Genomic DNA, 23677 nt, shown 5'->3' with positions numbered 1-23677 from the left:
TCGTTTATTTCCTTTCCACAAATGTTCCCTTATATGAAAAAAGCGAGCCAATTAACGGGTTTCGTACTTGTACATGAATTCGAAAACACTGTAGTGTTGCATCATAACTTTCAACAATTTTTGCTTCACCATACAAAAATTTTGGTAACGGCATTTTTCTTCCAAACATATAAAACCATTGTTTCTTTGAAGAAATATGCATTGCCCCTAACTCATCGATATGAAAATGCAGTGTAGAAACGAGTAAATGTGGTTCGCCAAAATAATCTACAATTTCATTTTCGTTTCCATCCAATTGCATAACTGCATTAAAATATCTTTTCTTATTTCACCTATTGATTCCCCTTCTCCAGCTATTTCAAACCCAAATCCAATCTTTGTTTTATACAAAAACTTCTGTGGTTCTCCTTCTTTTTTCTCTAAATACGAAATTTCAGTAAAGCGAGCATCCCACTCTGTATGTATAGCTGGTTCTTGCGTATATTCCCATAATTTTCCCATCGTCGTGTTCATTTTTGTCGCAACATAAATAGGCTGTTTCCTTTTCATTCTCCCACCTCCTATGCACTATAAGTTTAATGTACATGCAATGAATTTATTTTGCTACATTTTTCACAAACTTCCTCAGAAAAAAGAAAGAATTTTTAAAATATATATAAAACACTTGATTCCCCGAAAAATTTAAATTATTATAAAACAAATGTTACCAACAACTTCATAAATCAAACACTCTCGCCTAAAACGTGAGATAGAGGTTGCGATACTTATGAGTATTCTAATGGAGACACAGAGATGTCTATGAACTTAGATGAAAGGAAGTATTGCCGAAATTGATAAGTTTCTCTGCATTTATCAATTGGGGCTGTTTTCGAATAGAAACAGAACTGTCATATGTACAGACGTGTACGTATGAAGAGCTATCTACAAAAAAGAGATATCATTTTTTATGATATTCCTTTTTTGGCGGTTTTTTTATTAGCTCCGTTTTCTGTTTCCCTTTTCCTGTAACAGCACCATCCTCACTTATTTGAGATGGTGTTTTTTGTTTGTCTTTCTGGTAACTACAGGAGTATTGGGATTTATATATTTCCTAATCTATTCTTAAAAATAGACGAAAGAAGGAATCTGTAATGGAAACAATTGTTCAAAAATTCGGTGGCACTTCTGTCGGAAGCGTCGAACGCATTCAACATGTAGCAAATTTAATTATTGAAGAATATGAACGAGGTCATAGCATTGTCTCTGTCGTTTCAGCAATGGGAAAAAGCACAGATGAACTTGTCGCACTCGCTAACGCTATCACAGAAAATCCAAGTAAACGTGAAATGGATATGCTTCTATCTACAGGAGAACAAGTAACTATTTCATTATTAACAATGGCACTGCAAGCAAAAGGCTATCATGCAATTTCATTAACAGGGTGGCAAGCTGGTATTACGACAGAATCTGTACATAGTAGTGCACGGATTACTGACATTCATACAGATCGTATTCAATCTTATCTTGCTGAAGGTACGATTGTTATTGTGGCTGGTTTCCAAGGAGTCAGTGAAGATTTTGAAATTACAACGCTTGGACGAGGCGGTTCTGATACAACTGCTGTCGCATTAGCTGCTGCACTAAACGCAAAAAAATGTGATATTTACACAGATGTGACCGGCGTATATACGACGGATCCACGAGTTGTAAAAGATGCTTATAAATTAGATGAAATTTCTTATGACGAAATGTTAGAACTTGCAAACCTCGGTGCTGGCGTATTACACCCGCGTGCTGTTGAGTTTGCTAAAAATCATAACGTAGTTTTAGAAGTTCGCTCAAGTATGGAACAAGAAAACGGAACAATTGTAAAAGGAGAATGTAACATGGAACAACAATCAATCGTTAAAGGTATTGCATTTGAAGATAATATTACACGCATCACAGTGAAAGGATTAGAACAAGGTTCACTTTCAACTGTTTTCTCTACATTAGCAGCGGCACATATTAATGTAGATATCATCATTCAAAGTATTACAAATGAAGGAACTGTTCATCTCTCCTTCTCCATTCACTCGAATGATTTAAGAGAAACATTAGAAGTATTGGAACAAAATCAAGAAACTCTTCACTACGAATCTGTAGAACATGAAAATCACTTAGCAAAAGTATCAATCGTAGGATCTGGCATGGTATCTAACCCAGGTGTCGCTGCAAATATGTTCACTACTTTAAAAGAAGAAGATATTCATATTAAAATGGTAAGTACATCAGAAATTAAAGTGTCTGTCGTTATTGACCGCCTTCATTTAGTAACAGGCGTTGAGGCGCTGCATCAATCATTTATGGCGAAAATTGAGCCTTTCGTGCAAATGAGCTAATTTGATATGTTTAGTAACGCTTATAAAAAAAACATATTAATCTACTTCCTTCCTATTAAATAAAAAGCTATTCGTTAACAAGATGCTATATGATATATTAAAAAACACCTTGTCACATTTTCCTATACTGTGACAAGGTGTTTTTGACTGAAAGGAATTTGTAACTACTTAGTAGTATAATTATGAGGATAATTAAATAATAAACTTTTATACATAAGGAGATAAGACTATGGCAAAAAACAAATTACTACGAATGGACAATGTCAGCATCGTTGTAGAATCCCTTGATAACGCAATCTCTTTCTTTGAGGAGATTGGCTTGAATCTCGAAGGTCGAGCAAATGTCGAAGGTGAATGGGCTGGTCGCGTAACTGGACTCGGTTCTCAGTGCGTAGAGATTGCTATGATGGTCACTCCAGATGGCCACAGCCGAATTGAACTTTCGCGATTTCTCACCCCTCCTACTATAGCAGATCACCGAACAGCTCCTGTAAACGCCCTCGGTTATCTACGCGTCATGTTCACTGTCGAGGATATTGACGAAATGGTATCGAGACTCACTAAGCATGGTGCAGAGCTCGTTGGCGAAGTAGTTCAGTACGAGAACTCGTATCGTCTCTGCTACATTCGTGGAGTCGAAGGAATTTTAATCGGTTTAGCAGAAGAACTCGGTAATAAATAAGTAATGTTTTATAAGAAGTCTTTACTAAAGTAAAAATATTTGAAAAAATTCTCGCTTCATAAAACTTAGATTTTGAACCCCGTCCTAGCTTTAGAACGGGGTTATGCTTGTTTGAACTTTTTAACACACTATCAATATCCTAAAATCATTATGAAACAATTCAATTACTTCTTATACTCTTTCCTAGGAAATATAACTGATTCTTCTCACCTCTTATCATATATATCTTTTCTTTTAAAAAACGATCTGAACTCATTCAAAATAACTTTCTTCACGTCAGAGTAAAAAACTATCATGAATAGTGCTATTCCTAATATGATTTCTTGCATTCCTTCATAATCAACGAAAGCACTTAAAATTAGCAAACCACATCCAATATAAAAACCAAATTCATTTCCTTTCTCAAAATCCTCATCTTCTGCATCACTATGTATTTTCTTTTTGAAATCTTGATTCCCTTTTATCAACTCATCTAGCGTAACATTATACATTTCGCTCAGTAAAATTAAATTATCAATATCAGGATAACTTTTATCATTTTCCCATTTATATACCGCTTGCCTCGTTACACCAATCTTTTTAGCAACATCCTCTTGTGAAAATCCCTTTGACTCTCGTAGTTTTTTTAACTGTTCTCCTAAGTCCATAACGTCCCCTCCTTTAACAAATTATTACATAAAAAGAGATGTAAAAGAAAGAAACCATTAGTAAAATTCACTGTAAACCATTCGTTTACACAATAAAAAGAGAGGATAACTCTTTGAGCTACCCTCTCTTACTTCTATTAAAACAGATGAATGTTTTCTTTCTTGCAAGCTTCACGTAAATCGTCAGGCCATACAGAAGATTGAACTTCACCGATATGTGCTTTACGTAAGAAGTACATGCACATTCTTGATTGTCCAATGCCACCGCCGATTGTTAATGGTAGTACGTCTTCTAGTATACCTTTATGGAAATCATACTCACGTTTGAAGTCTTCACCAGTTTTCGTTAACTGCTCATCAAGTGATTTACTATCAACACGAATTCCCATTGATGATAACTCAAATGAAGATTGTAGTACTGGGTGCCAGAATAAAATGTCACCGTTTAATTTCCAATCGTCATAATCAGCTGCGCGTCCGTCATGCTTTTCACCTGAACGAAGTGCATCACCAATTCCGATAATGAAGACTGCACCGTGTTCTTTTGCAATTGCATGTTCACGATCTTTCGGTGTTAATTCTGGATATTTATCTTCTAATTCTTGAGAAGTAACGAAAACAATTTCTTCCGGTAAATACTTTCCAAGGAACGGATATTTTTCAAATAAGTGATCTTCTAAATCTTTGAATATTCCATAAATTGTTTGTACTGTTTTTTGTAAGTATTCAACAGTACGCCATTCTTTTTGAACGATTTTTTCCCAATCCCATTGGTCAACATAAATGGAATGCGTTGCATCAAGTTCTTCATCACGACGAATCGCGTTCATGTTTGTATATAAACCTTCACCAGCTTCATATCCGTATTCATGTAATGCAAATCGTTTCCATTTCGCTAGTGAATGAACAATTTCTAATTCTTCTCCTGAATGTAACATATCAAATTCAATTGGACGTTCTACACCGTTTAGGTGATCGTTTAATCCTGATTTTTTCGTTACGAATAATGGTGCAGATACGCGGAATAGTTCAAGGCGTTTTGCTAATTGGTCCTCGAAAAATGTTTTAACTTCCTTAATTGCAATTTGAGTCTCTCTTACTGTCATTAATGATTGATACATGGTGGTTTCCTCCTAAAATGTTTGGATGTTGTGAAAAGAAGCCAACAAAAAAAGCCCTTCTTTCCCAAAAAACTGGGACGAAAGGCTTTGGTTCCGCGGTACCACCCAAATTAGCAACAGAGGTTGCTCACTTATACAATACGGAGATGAAATATCTCGATACTGTTCTTCTTGTAACGGCGAAGTTCCCGGCTAAGTCTACTTTCCTATAAAGGATTTCGGTTAGCAACTCCAGGAGGTTCTTCATAATAGGCTTCGTATCAGGCTCACACCACCCCTGACTCGCTTAAACTACGTCCTACTACTACTCGTCCTTTCATAGTCGTTTTGTTGTCACATCTCTGAAACATTTTATTAATGATTATTCTATACAAAAAATAAAGAAAGTCAACAAAAAGTTTTAAAATATTTTTCAATTCTTTATTTTACGGCTTTATTGATTGTTGTTAATTTAACATCTTTACTTTTTCTGCCTCGTCAATCCAAAAAATGTTTCACTGACCGAAACTAACGTATACACAATAATTAATGTGATCGTTCGGAATATAGAATCCGCAGTATTTCTTATTATTTTCATTTTCTTTATAATTCCTTTCAGTTTACTTGCAATTTCATGATATACTATAGCATTCAAGCAGTTTGTTTTTACTTAAAACAAACATAGTCATTTATCCAGAATATTTTTCTAAAACATTGGCTATTATTAAATAAGATTTTTTATATAACGGAGTGATCATATGAGTAAAACGAAAGCAAAACCGAAAAAAGGTGTAGGACAAGGTACAGGAAGTAAAGGATGGAACCGTTGGCAATCAAGTGCAAAGAAAAAGGCAGCTGCCAAACCCTACAAAAGTAAAGGTACAAAGAACTAATTTAAATAACATTTGATTTCTTTACTTTGCACAAAACAAAATATAATTATTACAACAAAAAGCTATGCTTTCACATGTGAAAGCATAGCTTTTTCATATTAAATCATTAAAATATCTCTTATTTCTTCCTCCGTAATGGATGCTAATTTTTCTTCTCCTGGCTCAATCACTTCAGCAATTAAATTTTTCTTACTTTCTTGCAGTTCATGCATTTTCTCCTCAATTGTTCCGTGGGCTACTAGCTTTATAACTTGTACTGTATTTTTTTGCCCCATTCGATACGCTCTATCAGCCGCTTGTTGTTCAACAGCTGGATTCCACCATAAATCGTATAATATTACTGTATCTGCACCAGTTAAATTAAGTCCGGTACCACCAGCTTTTAAAGAAATGAGAAATAGATCCCCTTCTCCTTCGTTAAACCGATTGCACAGCTCTACACGTTCCTGTGCTGGTGTACTCCCGTCTAAATAAAAGTATGGAATTGCTTGGCGATTTAACTCACGACCAATAATGGAAAGCATCTTCGTAAATTGAGAAAAAATTAATATTCTCTTTCCTGTACTTCTACATTCCTCTAAAATCTCTAACAGTTGTTCAAATTTAGCTGAACTTCCTTTGTAATCATCAACAAATAAAGCAGGATGGCAACAAATTTGTCGCAATCTCGTTAAACCAGCTAAAATTCTAATTTTATTTTTACGTAACGTATCTTTGTCTAAATGCTTTAACGTTTCTTCCCTTAACTTCGCTAAATAAGCAGCATAAAGACTCTTTTGATCGGGTAATAACTCCGATGATTGTAAGTGCTCTATTTTCTCTGGCAACTCATTTAATACGTCCCCTTTTAATCGTCTTAATACGAATGGTTTCACTCGCTTCGCTATATCTTCACGCCTTAAATCACCGAACTCTTTTCTTCCTGGTAATAATTCTGGGAAGACGACATGGAAGATAGACCATAGCTCTTCTAATGAATTTTCTACAGGTGTACCCGTTAGCCCAAAACGGTATTCAGCTTGAATTGTTTTCACAGCTCTTGCCGTTTGCGTTGTAGGGTTTTTAAACGCCTGCGCTTCATCAAGGAATAGTGTATGAAATGGTCTTGCATACAATCTTATATCTCTTCTCAGTAATGGATATGACGTAATTACAACATCAAATTCCGTTATATCTTTCAAAATTTTCCGGCGCTCTGCTTGAATTCCATCTGCAATAACTGCTCTAATATGCGGGGCGAATTTTTTCAATTCACTAAACCAATTATAAACAAGAGATGATGGTGAAACGACTAATATTGGCAGTTTCTTTTCTCGAATCTCAGTCAAAACAGAATCTATAAAAGCAATGCTTTGCAACGTTTTTCCAAGTCCCATATCATCTGCTAAAATACCGCCAAAACGGTAATGAGCAAGTGTTTTCATCCATTCGAACCCATATACTTGATACTTTCTCATTTCTGCATTTAAAGTATTTGGCACAGCAAACTTTAATTTTTTCGGGTTTTGAATGTTTTCTACTAACTCTTGAACAGAATCATCCAAACTTAAAACATTGCCTTCATGAAGTCCGTTCATCCATTTTACACTTCGAATAAGCGGAACATTTACCTCTTCTCCATGTAAAAATTCTTTCCGAATACCTGATTCTTTTATAAACTGATTAATTTCATTAAACTCTTTACTCTCTAGCGATAAAAACGAACCATTCGCCAATCGATAATATTTACGTTTCTCTTCAAGGGCCGCTAATACACCTTTAATTTCTGCTTCTGGTATTCCTTTTATATCAAAACGAAATGACAACCAATCAATTCTTTCTTTTCTTCTCACTCTAATAAGAGGAACTGCATCCCCTTTACTAATTCGCAATTTGATTGCTGTTGTCGCATAAATATCAACTAAACCTTTTAATGTTGGCACAACGTGATATAAAAAGTTATACTCAGCTTCTTCATTATGCATAAAGTAACCGCCTTCTGTTTTTGCAAAAGCACTTTCACTCATAATGTCTAAAATCTCTTTTTCCTTTTTCTCATCACGATTAAAAACAGACGGCTGTCCATCCTCTTCTAGCGGATTAATCATGACGTTCCCATAGTGAAATTCAAGACCTGCTAATAAGCGATTTTTCACGCGGTCTAAATACAATTTCGCTTTTAGCGAAGGTGTTTCAACACGATCCGATATTACTTCATCAATGTGTACAGTTCCGAGCTTCATTAATCCTGGTACAACTTTCGCGACGAAATGTTCCATCTTACTTTCTGGAATATAAAACTGATTACTATTTGAGCGACTCATCATCTTTTGTAATTCAATAAGTCGCATACAATCTTCAATGTGTAAGTGATATAATTTCCCACTATAAAGTGCATTGTTATACATATCCATAACTTGTACACGATTTAAACCCTCTATATGAAGTGTAAATCCGCCATTATTTCCCTTCGTAAATTCAAAGTGTAACGGCAACAACCCTTTTGAAACTTGTAATCCCTGAAACAGTTGTTCATTTTGTTTCAGCTGTACATATTCAGCTTTAGAAAGTGAAAAGAGCATATCTTTCCATGAAGCTGGTGGTATAAATATCATACTTTCATCTTGTTTCGCATGTACTTCTAGCGTATTTTCATACATTTTTTCGTTATGATACATTTTAATGAGCTGCTGAATAATTGCATCCGTTTCTTGTTTAAAACTATGTACATCTGGTGTATATGTAAATTCATTTGAACAATGAAAAGACTCTCTTTTCTCCACCTTAGAAAGAAATTCTCTAATATGATTTATGAAATACACTTTGGCAAGTTTCAATTGAATTCCAAGAAGAGCCCCACCACTTCTCGTAGCAACTGGTGTACATATAAACTCAATATCTAATATTTCACGTGTATCAAAACGGTGTTGTTTACTTTTTGGCCTCAGTGGTTTGTCTGCAAACAGCTGAAACATACCACTTGTCAATTGATCATTTCTGCTACTAGTGGAGCTCATTCTACCTGTTTGTTGATTATAGTTTATTTGTATTAATACTGCTGCAACATGTTGACAGTACGTTTGAAAAGACGCTAATGAAGGACAACTACATTTTGCAACAACATCACCCTTTTTGGCTTTTGCTACTGTAACATGGAAATCCTCGTTCCCTTTTACTGTCGCCTCACAAATTTCTTTATTTTCATCGTAATGATCTATTATCACTTTATTTGATTTATAATAGGCTTCACCTCTTTTATATGAGGTCTCTCCGCACACTTCTTTAATAATCGATTTATTCAATGTGAAACTCATCGCTTTGACACTTCCTTAATATAAAACCATTTTCTCTTACTTAACATTTTACATGCTCCACGAGAAAATATAAAATGTTGATTTAACAAAAGAAGATGCTTATTTATAAGCATCTTCTTCACTCTATCTCCATCAACCTCTTCGCCTCAAAATACAACACTTGAATAAACTTTTTTGTATTAATTCGCGTATGACCAGAAGATGCGAGTTCATCTTTCGTCATTTCTGTCATCCGTTTTCTAACTACGGTAAAATCGAAAAATTTTGGAGCATAGCTTTCAAATTTTGGATTTGAAAAGTCTGTTAATCCTAAAGAAGCCAAATGATTTAACGACTGATAAATAGCTCGACGTACTCTTTGTTCAGACGCTTTTTTCTCTTTATCAATATCCGCCTCTAAAGCTAAATCCCCTAATTTTCTTATCGTAATATGATGGAAAATTTCTTTTAACGCAGGAAAGCCAAACTCAAATGTCTGTGCCTTTTCTTGACCATATAAATATTCCAGCATACTAAGTAAATCTTTACTTCCATTCTCTCCCGCAATACCGAGTTCTGATAGTAAAAAGCGCCCTAAATCCCCTATCTTTTTTCCTTCTTGCACTGGTTCAGTACGCAATTGCGGTTTTTCCCACTGAAACACGTTATTCAATGATTTTTGAATATCGTGTATAGAACGCTCCAATCTAATACGCTCCATCACTTTGCGTACAACAGATACAACTTCGATTTTATTTAATGGTTTTGTAATATAATATTCTACACCAAGTGTATATGCCTCACCTATAAGCTGCTTCGATTCCACTTGAGAAATCATAATGATTTTCCCCGTGAAAGTTGACGCAATGTGACGAACTGTTTCAATTCCGTCCCTCATCGGCATCAACAAATCAATAAATAAAATATCTACTTTTTTAAAATTTAGTTGATCCGCTTCAATAAAAGCTCCGTCATCCGCCTCACCAATTACTTCTCCAAGATCTCCATCTTCAATAATTTGCGAAAGCATCGAACGGAAAACTTCATCATCGTCTACGATATAATAAAACAAATCTATTCCCCTTCCTGCTTTAAACTATCCTCTGGTAAACAAACGATAAACTTACATCCTCTTTTATTTTCTCGGTCTTCTAATTTCACTTCTCCGCCTAGCTCTGTTACCATTTCATTTATGTAAGAAAGCCCAATACCAGTTGACGGTGTTCCCGTTTGATCATACTTGGAAGTAAATCCTGGCTTAAATACTAATTTCTTATACTTTTGTGTAATACCAGGCCCATCGTCAATTACTTCAAAAAATATATACTGATTTCTTTTATATAGCTTAATAATAACGAAACCTTTATCTTCAATTGCTTCAACTGCATTTGCAACTAAGTTATTAAAAATTGATAGCACTGTATACACGTGGTATGCAGCATGCTCACCTTCTATATGTTTAGAAAAACGTATATCCTTTTCTAGCATTTCAGCATACTTCTCGTTTATTCTAACAATCATCTCTGCTAACTCATGTCCTTCTACATATTCAGCCACATTTTTATCTAATAACAGTTTAGATAATCCTGCAAATATCCTTTGATTATCCTTTTTTATTTCATGCACTTCCCCCGCTATTTTCAATGCTGTTTTACTACTTGAATCAGTGCTTACTTGTAAATTTCGATATAGTTGATATGCTTCTTGTGTAATTAACTCCGCATTTTGTAACGTCTTTTTCAAATGAACAGATTCCACATATAAATTAGAAAGATGCATTAACATATTTTCATTTTCTTTTCGAACTTGCGATTCTTTTAATTTCGTTTCATATAAATTCATCATATTTAAAAAACCAAGTGCAAAGAAACTACGAAAAATAGCAATAATAATAAGTTTATTCACTTCAGAAATCGTTATTGTTGTACCTAGTACTAACATGTGATAAAACGCAAGTTCTGACATACTTGCAACAATTTCAATTGAAATTCCAAGGCATCCAATAATGATTGGTTTCTGATGGAACTTATTTACCCTACAAAGCGAAAAAAAACTGCCATAAATAAAATAATAGAAGAACACAGGATAACGCAAATAAAATGATTCTGTCATATGAAATGAACCTTGCATGATCCAGTCAAGACATACTCGGAATAAGACTACAGATATACCAACAAGAATACCTGCAACTCCTGCTGGTACTCTTCTTAAAAATAATAATAAAAAGAAGAATAGCGGTGTACCGAAGCTAACTCGAAACGTATCATTAAAGGGATGAAAGTTCAGCTCCCCAGCAATCGGAACAACGACCATTAATATAATTAAAAGGGACATATCTTTCTTCCATAATTGATTCCAATTCAAAGGTGACACTTCCTATACTTTTTTTCAGTAGTAAAAGTGAAAGCCCGCTTATTGTTATAAACGGGCTTTTTTTCTATATTCTAACCTTTTCTACCGCTTTTATTTGGCGATACTCTGGCTTCCACATTGCTTCTTGCACTGCCATCTTGATATCGTTATCACTTAAGTTCACTCTTGCAACACCTTCTGCAACTGCAACTTTCGCTACTTCAATTGCAACCATTTCTGAGATATTACGTAATTCTTCGACCTCTGGTAAAATAGGTGCTCCTGGCTGACTTGTATCTACCATACTTGCAACTGCTTCAGCAGCCGCTGCGAACATTCCATCCGTCATGACGCTTGCTCGTACTACAATTGTTCCAAGACCAAGCCCTGGGAAAATAAGTGCATTATTTGATTGTCCAATCACATACGTTACACCGTTATATGTAACTGGTTCAAATGGACTTCCTGTTGCAACTAACGCTCTTCCTTCTGTCCACTCGATTAAATCTGCTGGTTTTGCTTCAGCAAGTGGCGTCGGATTCGACATTGGTAAAATGATTGGTCTTTCTATGTGAGAAGCCATTTCTTTAATAATCTCTTCTTTAAATGCACCTGCAACAGTTGATGTACCAATTAAAATTGTCGGTTTTACATGTTTCACAACTTCAGCAAGTCCGATCACATCATTTTGCTTCCACTCACTTACTTCTGCTTCTTTTCTTGCGTACGGAATTTGGAAATCAAGAAGATCTTCCATATTATCTGTAACTAACCCGTTACGATCAATACACCAGAAACGCTTATATGATTCTTCTTCAGATACGCCTACGCGGACCATCGCATCTCTAACTTGATCTGCGATACCGATTCCAGCCGTACCAGCACCAAATACAACAACGCGGTGTTCACTTAGCGGTACACCAGAAGCTTTCACTGCCGATAATACTGCCGCAAGTGAAACTGCACCTGTACCTTGAATATCATCATTAAACGTACAAACGTCATGACGGTATTTATCTAAAATTTTTCGTGCGTTACGAGAGCTAAAGTCTTCCCAATGTAAAAGTGCTTTCGGGAATTGTTTATTTACCGCTTGTACAAACGTATCAATAAATTCATCGTAAGCTTCACCTGTTATACGAGGGTGACGATTTCCAATATAAAATGGATTGTTTAATAGTTCCTCACGGTTTGTACCTACATCTAAAATTACCGGTAATACGCGACTAGGATCGATTCCAACTGCAGCAGTGTAAACAGCTAATTTTCCGATTGCGATGTTAATACCACCAACGCCCCAGTCACCAATTCCTAATATGCCTTCTCCATCTGTTACAACGACTAAATCAATGTTCTCAGCTGTTGCACCGATATTGGTAAATGCTTCTTCGATACCTGATGAATCGTTAATTGATAAATAAACGCCACGTGGTTTACGATATTCATGACTATATCTTTGAATTGCTACACCGACAGTTGGTGTATATACAATCGGTAACATTTCACGTAAATGATCTGTTAATATACGATAAAATAATACTTCATTTCGATCATGTAACGCAGTTAAGTATACATTCTTTAATAAATCATCCGGCTGAGAACTAAATTGTTCGTATGCTCGGCGTGCCTGTTCTTCTAACGTTAAAACCGCTGGCGGTAATAACCCTTTTAAACCTAACTCTTCTCTTTCATTTTGTGTGAAAGCTACCCCTTTATTTAAAAGTGGTGTTGATAATACTTCTGCTCCTCTTAATGTTGTTTCTAATGCACCATTAGAAGCTACTGTAAACTTGCTCATAACATCCCTACCTCTATTCATATATAGCATTTCTATATTGTAAACAAAAAAGAGGGGCTTGTCCCCCCTCTTCTTTTAATTTTTCTTTAAAAGAGTTGCTCCTGCAATCCCTGGGTGTGTCATTTCGAATGGATCTAGAATTAATTCTAAGTCTTCTTGTGACAGTACACCATTTTTCACACAAAGTTCTCGAACGGATTGCCCTGTCGCGATTGCTTCTTTCGCAACGCGAGCTGCTGCTTCATAACCGATATGAGGGTTCACGGCTGTAATAATTCCTACACTCTTCTCAACATACTCTTTTAAGCGATCTTCATTCGCTTCAATTCCTTTTAAGCAATTATCTGTAAAGGCACGGAAACCGTTATTCATAATGCTAATTGATTGAAGTAAGTTGAAAACAAGTACTGGTTCCATAACGTTTAATTCTAATTGTCCTGCTTCTGAAGCAAGGCAAATTGTATGGTCGTTACCAATGACTTGGAACGCAATTTGATTAATTACTTCTGGCATAACAGGATTTACTTTCCCTGGCATAATAGATGAACCTGGTTGACGAGCTGGTAGCATAATTTCCGCTAAACCAACGCGTGGACCTGATGCCATTAAGCGAAGGTCATTCGCAATTTTAGACATATTCATCATACATACTTTCAGTGCTGCAGATACTTCTGTGTATGCATCTGTATTTTGCGTTGCATCTACTAAGTCTTCTGCACCAACAAGTGGCAGTTCACTAATTGCAGCTAAATGTTTTACAACCGCTTCAATATATTCTGGATCTGCATTTAAGCCTGTACCAACTGCAGTTGCTCCCATGTTCACTTCATATAAGTGTTGACGTGATTGCTGAATTCGTTTCATATCACGTTCAAGCACACGAGAGTATGCTTTAAATTCTTGCCCAAGACGAATTGGCACAGCGTCTTGTAAATGTGTACGACCCATTTTAATTACATGATCGAACTGTTCTGCTTTTAATTCAAATACATCGTGCATATAGCCCATCGTTTGTAATAAACCTTCTAATGCGTTTAATGTAGCGATATGAATCGCCGTTGGGAATGCATCGTTTGTGGATTGCGCCATGTTTACATGACTATTTGGACTAATATAGTGATAGTCTCCCTTTTCCATTCCTAATAATTCAAGAGCACGATTGGCAATGACTTCATTTGCATTCATGTTCATTGAAGTACCTGCTCCGCCCTGAATTGGATCTACGATGAAATGATCATGCCATTTTCCATCAAGAATTTCTTGAGCAGCCTCTGCGATCGCACCACCCTTGTTCAATTCCAATCTTCCTACATCTGTATTAGCAAGCGCTGCTGCTTTTTTTACAATTGCGAACGCTCTAATTAAGCCTTCATGGATTTTGTATCCTGTAATCGGGAAGTTTTCAACTGCACGCATTGTTTGTACGCCGTAGTATGCATGGTTTGGTACTTCTTTTTCACCTAAAAAATCTTTTTCAATTCGAACACCATTTTTAACTTCAGTTAATGTTGCCATGATTATTCACTCCTTAACGATTTCTTATGCTGCTTTTGTTTCTTTGACTGTTTCTACATATTGTTTTGCTTTCTCATTATCGAATTCGCCTTCCCACTTCGACATAACAATGGCCGCTAATGCATTTCCTAATACATTGACAGATGAGCGAATCATATCTAAAATGCGGTCAATTCCCGCAATTAACGCGATACCTTCTAGTGGTAACCCCATCGAACCTAACGTTGCTAATACAACAACGAACGATGCACCTGGAACTCCCGCCATACCTTTGGATGTTAACATGAGAACGAATAATAACGTTATTTGCTCCGTTAGTGACATGTGCACACCGTACATTTGTGCAACAAACAATGCCGCTAACGCTTGATAAATAGCCGATCCAGTCAAGTTAAATGTATAACCTGTCGGAATTACGAAAGAGGCAACTGCCTTTGGACAACCGAACTCTTCCATTTTTCTCATTATATTAGGTAAAACAGCTTCTGAACTTGCTGTCGTAAACGAAAGAATCAATTCTTCTTTTAAAATTTTCATTAATGTAAAAATGTTTACTCCAACCATTCGTGCATTAATACCTAATACAATCACAACGAATAGTATAACAGTTACGTATACAGCTAGCACTAGTTTTCCTAGCGGAAGTAATGTCGCTACACCAAATTTTGCAACCGTAACGGCAATTAATGCGAATACACCAAATGGTGCAAATTTCATAACTTGATTTGTAACCCAAAACATGGCTTCGAGTACGCCTTCAAAAAAGTTAAAAACAGGCTTTCCTTTTTCCCCAATTGCCGCAACTCCTAAGCCGAACAATACTGAGAAGAATATAATCGGTAATAGGTCACCTTGTGCAATCGATTCAAATACGTTTTTCGGTACAATGTGAACAATTGTCTCAGCAAAACCTTTCTTCTCTGTTGCATCTGCAGTTTGTTTATAAGAAGAAATATCACTTTGCTGTAAATTACTCATATCAACGCCAGTACCTGGTTGGAATATATTCGCTGCAAGTAATCCCATTAAAATAGCAATCGTCGTAATAATTTCGAAATAAAGAATTGTCTTACCGCCTAGTTTCCCAAGCTTTTTCATATCTCCTACACCAGCTACTGCAACAATTAATGCTGAAATAACAATTGGTACTACAATCATCTTAATTAAGTGAATAAATATATCCCCAATTGGTGTGATATAAGAAATCGCCGTTTTATTGCCATAAAAGACTGCCCCTACTACAATCCCTAAAACAAGCGCGACAAAAATTTGTGTTGCCAATCCGAATTTTTTCATTTATGTTCATCCCCTTCATGCGAACGCTTTCAATTTGAATTTATAAAAGCTACTCACACATCTTATAAGCGAACCTACAAAATCATACAAAAACCTACAAGTTCGTCACAAAAAATTCAAATATTTTTCTTCTTTTTTTCATTGACACCATTTTGTTAAAAAACGATAAAATAAACTCGATAAGAAATCAGATTATTGCGTATAATCAAAAAGATATATACTTACAACAAATCAAAATGAAAAGGAGTGGATGTTATGAAAAACTATACAAAGCAATTCGTTCTATCTTCTTCTTTTCTTTTTCATTTTCTTAAAAAGGAACAAAGGCATTCGCCTTTGTTCCTTTTTTATTGCGATCTATATAGGGGGAATTGTTATGAGACCATATAAACGTGTTTTAATTAAATTAAGCGGCGGTGCACTTGCCGATCAAACTGGAAATAGCTTTAACTCCAAACGATTAGAACATATCGCAAACGAAATTTTATCCATTGTTGATTTAGGTATAGAAGTATCCATCGTCATCGGTGGCGGTAACATTTTTAGGGGGCATCTAGCTGAAGAATGGGGAATCGATCGAGTAGAAGCTGATAATATCGGTACGTTAGGTACAATCATTAACAGCTTAATGCTTCGCGGTGTTTTAACAAGTAAAACAAATAGAGAAGTACGCGTTATGACTTCCATTCCATTTAATGCAGTAGCTGAACCATACATTCGCTTGCGTGCAGTCCACCATTTAGATAACGGTTATATCGTTATCTTTGGAGGCGGAAACGGCCAACCGTTCGTGACGACAGATTATCCAAGTGTACAAAGAGCCATCGAGATGAATAGTGATGCCATATTAGTCGCAAAACAAGGGGTCGATGGCGTCTTTACAAGTGATCCAAAGCATAATAAATCAGCAAAAATGTACAGCAAACTAAACTATAATGATGTCGTTAGACAAAATATACAAGTCATGGATCAAGCGGCATTACTGCTTGCCCGGGACTACAATTTACCAGCACACGTCTTTAACTTTGATGAGCCTGGTGTCATGAAGAAAATATGTTTAGGCGAACATGTGGGGACGTTGATTAATGATGATGTTACGATGCTGGTGCATGAAAAATAATGATTTCCCACCAAAAAAGGGTGCCTTTTGTAGGCACCCTTTCCTAATTCATCATCACAAATAGAAGTCAACCAATCCCGCCACTTTCTCCTTACAACGCTCCCAAAAAGATAACTTTTCAAAAAACTCTTTCGTCATTTCTTTCGAATCATGAAAATCCTCTGTTAACGCCTTATTAACTTGTCCTACAATAGGACCACCATAAATATAAAAATTCATTTCATCATTTATATTGAAGCTACGCGAAGTAAAGTTTGTTGTACCAATAACGGTTAATTCATTATCAATAAGCATTAATTTACCATGGAACATTCCTTTTTTATAACCATATACAGTAATCCCATTATTAACAGCTTGACGTATGTATGGATACGCCGCTTCTTTTATAAGAGGTAGATCCGGTTTATATGACCAAAGTATTTTTACTGTAACACCACGCTTTTGCGCCGCGATTAAAGCATTCATAGATTCTTTATTTTTCGCTATAAAATACGGTGTTGCAATTACAATAGAGTGCTGAGCTTGTTTTATGAGCTCTATATATTTTTCAGCAACGTAATGCCCATTGTAACTAGTCATAGTATGTAATGTATTCCCTTTACTAGCTTTATTCGTACTTCTCTTTATCTCTTCTTTCGTATCTCGTTTCCAGTCTAAAGCGAATTGCTGTTCTAAATCTTTTGCTCCTTCTCCTTTAAGTCGTACATGATAATCACGCCAATATCCAAATCGCTTATCTTTCCCTAAGTACTCATCTCCTATATTAAATCCGCCTGTATAGCCAATCTCCCCATCAATCGTCGTAATACGGCGATGATTACGATGATGAAGAGAATAAAAGCCGAATGGTAATTCAGGTTTTCTACTATATGTAAAATGCACACCATTTTCCTGCAATTCATTTTTCATCTTTCTTTCAAATGATAAATCATTAATGCGATCAACGGATAAATAGACGTTTACCCCTTCTTTTGCCTTCTCTTTTAATAAGTTTAAAAAAGTATGGCTACTTTTATCATCCGACAAAATGAAGAAATACGTGTAAATGGAGCTTTTCGCTTCTCTTATATCAGTAAATAATTGTTTATAAAAAGACTTCCCTTCTACATATAATTGAAAGTCACTATAATGAGGCGCATACTCTGTCGGCATGTTTTTCCCGGCTTCCATTTTTCTTCCGAGTGTAACGTCAATATGAACCCAAATTAAAATAAAAACGAAAATAGCAATAGAAGTAACTCGCAATATTTTTTTAATCATTTTGATTTCCTTCCGATCATTTTCTTTCCACCTTTCTATTTTGTCATTCAAATTTAGATTTCATGCTTCATACAAAAAAGGATGTGACTTAACGTCACATCCTTTTCACATTAAACAAAATTTCTCGCATCATTATTTCTTCCAAACTTATAAATCGCAATTAAGAAGAATGCAATTGCGAAAGCGAATAAAATTAAAATGTTTAAATACAACTCCGAGAATGGTATTCCTTGTTGTAGTTTCGATACTGTGTCTAACAACCAGCGCTGTGGAAGAAAATTAGCTACTTTTTGTACTGCACTTGGCATAATGTCATATGGGAAATAACAACCCGCTAGTAAGCATGTTGGTACAATGACCATGTTTTGCATCGCATTTGCCGATGATGAGTTTTTTGAAAAAGCAACAATTACTAACGACATTCCAATCGCTATTAAAGCAAATATCATCAGTACACCAACCATAACGATGAAGGGCATATTGATATTCGTATGAAAAACATTCGTTAAGAATAGGATTGTAATCATAATTTGTACTGTTAATATAATCATATTTACCCCGACGTTAGATAATATAAATTTCTTTCCATCTATCGGCGTGGATAATAATCTAAAGTACGTTCTATTCTCTTTTTCTTTTAAAATATAGCCTGATAAGTTCACTGCTGAAAATAACATAAACATAATAAGATAACCCATGGTTTGGTTCGTCATATCTTTATTTTTCGAAGTATCTTCTAACGTCTCAGTCTTCACTTTAAATGAACTTTTTTGATATCCTGCGTACATCGTATCAAATGCACTTTGATCTGTTCCTGCTACTTTACTTATCGCTGCTACATTATCAATATAATTGTACAAATATGACTTAATAAACGCTGTTACTTGATCACCTTTAATCGATGAAATTTCAATATTGCTTGGTTTTCCTTCTCGGACACTTTCTGAAAAACCAGACTGTAACGTAATCACTCCATCAAGTTTTTTTGAAGTGAGTTTATCTTCTACTTCAGATTCTTTCACTTTACTTACTTTTACATGATTGATTTCTTCTAAAAATTTCACCGTATCATTTGCTATCGACTCATTTTCTTTATTTATAACTCCGATATTTAACGTCCCTTGCCCCGCATTTCCATATATTGAAAAGGAGATTAACGTTCCTATTATCGGCAAGCTAATAATAATGAGTAACCCTTTTTTATTTTTCAAAAGGACTGATAATGTTTTTTGCATAAGCCATAAAATATCTTTCATACTATAGCCCCTCCCGTCTGCGTAATGCGATAATCGATATGAATAAAAAGAGTGCTGAGATTCCGATATTTAAAGAGATGACTGGTAGTGCCGCCCCTACATCATTTGCATAAATAATTTTCATAACGGCAGTGTTTGCCCACGTTAATGGTGATAAATTCGTAATGAAATTTTCTTCTACTACGAAGTATGCCCCGCCAAAAATAGAAGCTAGTTGTACGATAACTAAAATAATTGCTCTAGATGCTTCACCTGTTTTTGTAATATATCCGATGCCGAGGCCGAAGCTAGTTGCTAAAAGGACTTCTGTTAGTAAAATAAGTAAGACAACTCCAAGATGATCGCCCCAGTTAGCTTGAAAAACAAATTTACTAAATAAAACGACAAGTAGTATGCACAGTGCATTCGCCACCATATTACCCAATATTTTCCCGATAAAAATTTCCGCTTTCGTTATAGGTGCAGCAATGAGACGATCTCCTGTTTTACGTATTCGTTCGCCTCTAATTAAATTACTTGCTCCCATCGCACCATACAAAGCAACCATCGTTGTCATTACAATTGCATAGTAATCCATAGAACCTGGTTTTTTAGTCGCTTGTAATGCCGTTTCTTTAATATACTCATTACGTTCTCCATTCGGAATTATTGTGCTAATTTTACTAGGGTCTACTTTCTCAATCTCAACTACTACATTGTACTTATCAACAAATGTAGTCATCATTCCTTCAACTATGCTACTTTCAATACTACTTCTATCACTTCCGTAAAACTTTACCCCGTCCTTATTCAATTCTACATACGCAGCGTATTTGTTTTGTTTTACTTTTTCTTTTCCATCTACCTCTTCAGAAACTTTCTTAAAGTAAATACCAGATTTACTTACTTCTTTTGCAAATGCTTCAAATGATTGAGAAAACGTACCATTTGCTTCATCTTTGTATATCACTTGTATATCTTTAATAGTATGACTATCGCTATTAAATGCATTACTTAACGCTGTTCCTAACACAAGCATAAGTACAATCGGAAATGCTAACATAAAAACTAAAGTTCTTACGTCTCTAAATTCTCTTTTAATGTGCATAATTGCAATATTGAAGATGTTCAATTGATGAACCTCCCTTTACCTTTTCTTCATTTACCTTTTATTTATCTCGTAAGTTTCTTCCGGTTAAGGTAAGAAATACTGTTTCTAAGTTGGGAGCCTGCTCCTCTAATGAACGAATTTCAATATCATGATTGATACAGTGTTGAATGATTTTATTTAAATTATTTAATCCCGCATCAGAATTCACTTTAATTACGTTTTCTTCAATTTGAACTGCTTTCACACCGTTTATCTCTTTTAATTTTTCTACATCTAAATTCTCTACCGATTTCACTTCAATCCAAATATCTTTCGTGTCAGTAATAATTGCTTTTAACTGTTCTTTCGTACCTTCTGCAATTACTTTACCGTGATCTACTATCGCTATTTTCGTACAAATCTCTTCTACCTCTTCCATGTAGTGACTCGTATAAATAATTGTACTTCCCATTTCATTTAATTTACGTACTGACTGCAAAATGTAGTTTCTTGACTGTGGATCAATTCCAACTGTCGGCTCATCCATAATAATTAACTTCGGTCTATGAGCAATTGCACAAGCGATATTCAGTCTTCGCTTCATCCCACCAGAAAAGTTCTTCGGATAGCTTTTCTGTTTATCACTAAGTCCTACAAATTTAAGAGCTTCCTCTACCCTAGCTTTTAATTCGGCTCCTCGTAACCCGTACAATCCAGCAAAGAATTTCACATTTTCATAGGCAGTTAACTCTTCATAAATCGCAATATCTTGCGGAACAATACCGATATTCATTTTCGCAAATCGATTATGTTTCTTTATATTTTTTCCTAGTATGCTAATCTCACCTTCATTACTTCTTAACAAACCAGCAATCATATTTATCGTTGTACTCTTACCAGCACCATTTGATCCTAAAAAGCCAAATATTTCTCCTTCTTTAATAGATAAAGACATATTATCAACTGCGATGAAATCACCAAATTTTTTCGTTAAATTTTTAATTTCTAATGTATTCATCATTTTCACCCCTATTTCGGTTTCTCTGCTTTTAGTATAAACAAAAAGAATGAACCTGCTCAGTGCAGAAGTTCATTCTTTTCACATGAGAATATTCACTTTTTTCATATGAGATGGTTCATCCTCGTACCATTCTCTTTATATTGGCAACAACATCGTTACTGAAAAACCACTTGTCCCATCTACAATAATTTTTCCGTTTACAGACGCCGTTCGCTCCTCCATCCCCATAATACCGAGACCTTTTTTAACAAGAGCTACCCCTTTTCCGTTATCCTTCACTTGCACCTTAACCATCTTGTTAAGTACATGAATATCTATAGAAATAACTGTCGCATCAGCATATTTCATTGCATTTGTTAGTGCTTCTGTAACATTCTCACCGATAATTTTCCACTGAATAGGAGAAATCATATCTAAGTTCCCTTTGTATACAAAAGGAATATTCACATCATTCTTACCGGCAAATTCCTCTATGAATAATTTCATACGATGAATGCCAATTTGCTCAGTTGGAGGCTTCATATTTTTTAATGTAATGCGAATACTTTCAATTCCATCTTTTGAAATGTGAATTGCATTTTGTAATAACTCCGCAGATTTTTCTTTATCTATTTCCATTAACCTTTTTGCTGCTTCCATTTGAATAAGTGCACCCGTCATCGAGTGACCAATTTTATCATGAATTTCTTGCGATAACCGATTTCTCTCTTCTAGCTTAAATGTGTATTCAGATTGTCTTATGTACTCTTTATTTTCATGTAAGCTTTTCGTAAGTCGTTGCATATCTTTTCGCATCTTATCATTTTGCGATTCAAGCTTTACTACACGCGATATATATCGATCTGCTATAGTTAAAACGAGAAAAGAAAATGCAACAATTAATCCATAAGTCATTCGAATACTTTCATCTGCAATCGTAATTGGGAGCATCATAACAACAAAGCGTGGCCAATTCTTTTCTATGTAATGGAATGTAATTTCGTATAAGTTCAAAGGTAAAAACAAAATAAAAAATGGATGAACCCTCCATGTAAATAACATAATTATGCCAATTGACATACAGATTAATAATTTTTTATACGTATCTTTTTTAAATATAGAAATCATTACGTTTACAGAGAGGTAAATAAGTAAAGTAAATATAACCCAAGGTAAATTTACTACATTTGCGTAAATATAACTAAACACAATATATAAAAAGACAATTAATTTACTTACAGTTAGCCAAAATTCCATATCACTAATCTACTTTCCCTGTTAAGTAATAAATCGCAATTTGTGTGCGATGTTCAAGTCCAGTTTTCCCTAAAACTGACGTAATATAATTTGCAATTGTTCCTTCAGATATAAAAAGCTGTTTCGAAATTTCTTTATTCGAGAAACCTTTTGCAATTAATGCGATAATACTAAGCTCCCTTTCTGTGAAAAGGCTCTTATCAATTTTACATTCTTCCTCTTTACTTTCCATTAAATTAGACTTAATTTTATCGAGGACAACATCTTGCATAACAGTTTGACCGTTATATACTCCTTTTATCGCATCACGAATACGCTCCGGATCGTTATTTTTTAACAAATAACCTTTCGCTCCGTTTTTTACTGCATCCAAAATATATTCATCATCATCAAACGTCGTTAAAATAAGCGGTTTTGTTTTCGTCTCTTCACAAATGAACTTCGTCGCCTCTACCCCGTTCATATTTGGCATGCGAACATCTAAAAGAGCAATATCAACTTCATGCTTTTTACAATATGCTACAGCTTCTTCCCCATCATTTACAGTATCTACTACTTCGAACTCTTCGTATGTATTTAAAATAATTTTCATGCCCTCTCTAATAAAAGAGTTATCATCCGCTATTAATATTTTAATTTTCATGTTTGTTAGTATGGCCCTTCCCCTACTAACATTCACATCCTTTCTCCGTGTAACATTTCCTACTTGCTCATTATATACTTCTCTTTACCATTTTTTCACACCTTTTTTCATCTAGCTCTCCTGCAAAAAATATATTATTCTTTTTTTACAATATGTG

18 protein-coding genes, 2 pseudogenes, 1 riboswitch and 1 other annotated feature are annotated in these 23677 nt (G+C 35.1%); of the genes and pseudogenes, 4 read left to right on the top strand and 16 right to left on the bottom strand.

Translation table 11 applies throughout. From position 1 onward, the window contains the following. Positions 1-4 precede the first annotated feature (4 nt). Together V7S45_RS08650 and V7S45_RS08645 are read right to left on the bottom strand one after the other, a co-directional pair. Positions 5-328 (bottom strand): annotated as a pseudogene (locus tag V7S45_RS08650) (DUF4166 domain-containing protein); the annotation flags it as partial. Next, positions 316-549, bottom strand: a pseudogene (locus V7S45_RS08645) (hypothetical protein); the annotation flags it as partial. The pseudogenes V7S45_RS08650 and V7S45_RS08645, both read right to left, overlap by 13 nt. Positions 550-741: 192 nt before the next feature. Further along, positions 742-928, top strand: a riboswitch (Lysine riboswitch). 202 nt (positions 929-1130) lie between these two features. On the opposite strand from V7S45_RS08645, the gene V7S45_RS08640 reads away from it, so the two are divergent. Both V7S45_RS08640 and V7S45_RS08635 read left to right on the top strand, forming a co-directional pair. Next, positions 1131-2360 (top strand): aspartate kinase, encoded by a 1230-nt coding sequence (locus tag V7S45_RS08640; RefSeq protein WP_000448039.1) that lies wholly within the window; start codon positions 1131-1133, stop codon positions 2358-2360. Positions 2361-2589: 229 nt separating this feature from the next. Continuing rightward, a complete protein-coding gene (locus V7S45_RS08635; protein ID WP_001107259.1) occupies positions 2590-3042 on the top strand; it encodes a VOC family protein in 453 nt (150 codons plus the stop codon). Between the two features lie 206 nt (positions 3043-3248). On the opposite strand, the gene V7S45_RS08630 is transcribed toward V7S45_RS08635, so the two are convergent. Both V7S45_RS08630 and asnA read right to left on the bottom strand, forming a co-directional pair. Beyond that, entirely contained in the window at positions 3249-3689 is a 441-nt protein-coding gene (locus V7S45_RS08630) for a helix-turn-helix transcriptional regulator (RefSeq protein WP_342761738.1), read from the bottom strand. A gap of 137 nt (positions 3690-3826) precedes the next feature. Next, on the bottom strand, positions 3827-4810 hold the full coding sequence (asnA, locus tag V7S45_RS08625; RefSeq protein WP_000284917.1) for an aspartate--ammonia ligase: 984 nt from the start codon (positions 4808-4810) through the stop codon (positions 3827-3829). Positions 4811-4880: 70 nt separating this feature from the next. Next, positions 4881-5139: a binding site (T-box leader), on the bottom strand. Between the two features lie 408 nt (positions 5140-5547). On the opposite strand from asnA, the gene V7S45_RS08620 reads away from it, so the two are divergent. Next, positions 5548-5682, top strand: coding sequence for a DUF3934 domain-containing protein (locus V7S45_RS08620; RefSeq protein WP_342761737.1), 135 nt, complete (start codon positions 5548-5550; stop codon positions 5680-5682). 98 nt (positions 5683-5780) lie between these two features. On the opposite strand, the gene V7S45_RS08615 is transcribed toward V7S45_RS08620, so the two are convergent. The 6 genes from V7S45_RS08615 to V7S45_RS08590 all read right to left on the bottom strand — a co-directional run bounded on the left by V7S45_RS08615 (position 5781) and on the right by V7S45_RS08590 (position 15915). After that, positions 5781-8975: a DEAD/DEAH box helicase gene (locus V7S45_RS08615; RefSeq protein ID WP_000011045.1), complete on the bottom strand. Its 3195-nt coding sequence runs from the start codon at positions 8973-8975 to the stop codon at positions 5781-5783. A gap of 118 nt (positions 8976-9093) precedes the next feature. Then, positions 9094-10026, bottom strand: a complete 933-nt coding sequence (locus tag V7S45_RS08610; protein ID WP_000500302.1) for a response regulator — start codon at positions 10024-10026, stop codon at positions 9094-9096. 2 nt (positions 10027-10028) lie between these two features. Continuing rightward, positions 10029-11327 carry a sensor histidine kinase gene (locus tag V7S45_RS08605; protein WP_342761736.1) on the bottom strand — a complete coding sequence of 433 codons (1299 nt, stop codon included), beginning with the start codon at positions 11325-11327 and terminating at the stop codon, positions 10029-10031. A 64-nt stretch (positions 11328-11391) separates the two neighbouring features. Beyond that, positions 11392-13104 carry an oxaloacetate-decarboxylating malate dehydrogenase gene (gene malS, locus V7S45_RS08600; protein WP_025687250.1) on the bottom strand — a complete coding sequence of 571 codons (1713 nt, stop codon included), beginning with the start codon at positions 13102-13104 and terminating at the stop codon, positions 11392-11394. Between the two features lie 75 nt (positions 13105-13179). Then, positions 13180-14619, bottom strand: a complete 1440-nt coding sequence (aspA, locus tag V7S45_RS08595; RefSeq protein ID WP_342761735.1) for an aspartate ammonia-lyase — start codon at positions 14617-14619, stop codon at positions 13180-13182. Positions 14620-14643: 24 nt separating this feature from the next. Beyond that, positions 14644-15915, bottom strand: a complete 1272-nt coding sequence (locus V7S45_RS08590) for a cation:dicarboxylase symporter family transporter (RefSeq protein ID WP_000713293.1) — start codon at positions 15913-15915, stop codon at positions 14644-14646. A gap of 376 nt (positions 15916-16291) precedes the next feature. Here V7S45_RS08590 and pyrH point away from each other — a divergent pair, with 376 nt between their 5' ends. Continuing rightward, on the top strand, positions 16292-17035 hold the full coding sequence (gene pyrH, locus V7S45_RS08585) for a UMP kinase (protein WP_001248059.1): 744 nt from the start codon (positions 16292-16294) through the stop codon (positions 17033-17035). Positions 17036-17089: 54 nt separating this feature from the next. On the opposite strand, the gene cls is transcribed toward pyrH, so the two are convergent. From cls to V7S45_RS08555, 6 genes are all read right to left on the bottom strand, one after another. Beyond that, on the bottom strand, positions 17090-18295 hold the full coding sequence (gene cls / locus V7S45_RS08580) for a cardiolipin synthase (RefSeq protein WP_322211114.1): 1206 nt from the start codon (positions 18293-18295) through the stop codon (positions 17090-17092). A gap of 110 nt (positions 18296-18405) precedes the next feature. Next, a complete protein-coding gene (locus tag V7S45_RS08575; RefSeq protein ID WP_000651904.1) occupies positions 18406-19551 on the bottom strand; it encodes an ABC transporter permease in 1146 nt (381 codons plus the stop codon). 1 nt (position 19552) lies between these two features. Then, positions 19553-20662, bottom strand: a complete 1110-nt coding sequence (locus V7S45_RS08570) for an ABC transporter permease (protein WP_001020163.1) — start codon at positions 20660-20662, stop codon at positions 19553-19555. A gap of 37 nt (positions 20663-20699) precedes the next feature. Then, entirely contained in the window at positions 20700-21638 is a 939-nt protein-coding gene (locus V7S45_RS08565) for an ATP-binding cassette domain-containing protein (protein WP_001093804.1), read from the bottom strand. A 138-nt stretch (positions 21639-21776) separates the two neighbouring features. Then, positions 21777-22877 carry a sensor histidine kinase gene (locus V7S45_RS08560; RefSeq protein WP_000397690.1) on the bottom strand — a complete coding sequence of 367 codons (1101 nt, stop codon included), beginning with the start codon at positions 22875-22877 and terminating at the stop codon, positions 21777-21779. Positions 22878-22881: 4 nt separating this feature from the next. After that, entirely contained in the window at positions 22882-23520 is a 639-nt protein-coding gene (locus V7S45_RS08555; RefSeq protein WP_000694093.1) for a response regulator transcription factor, read from the bottom strand. Positions 23521-23677 lie beyond the last annotated feature (157 nt).

Source organism: Bacillus sp. BR3(2024), assembly GCF_039134555.1.
Lineage (GTDB): Bacteria > Bacillota > Bacilli > Bacillales > Bacillaceae_G > Bacillus_A > Bacillus_A cereus.
Note: the sequence above shows the minus strand (reverse complement) of the source record. Positions and strands in the feature narration are given on the sequence as shown.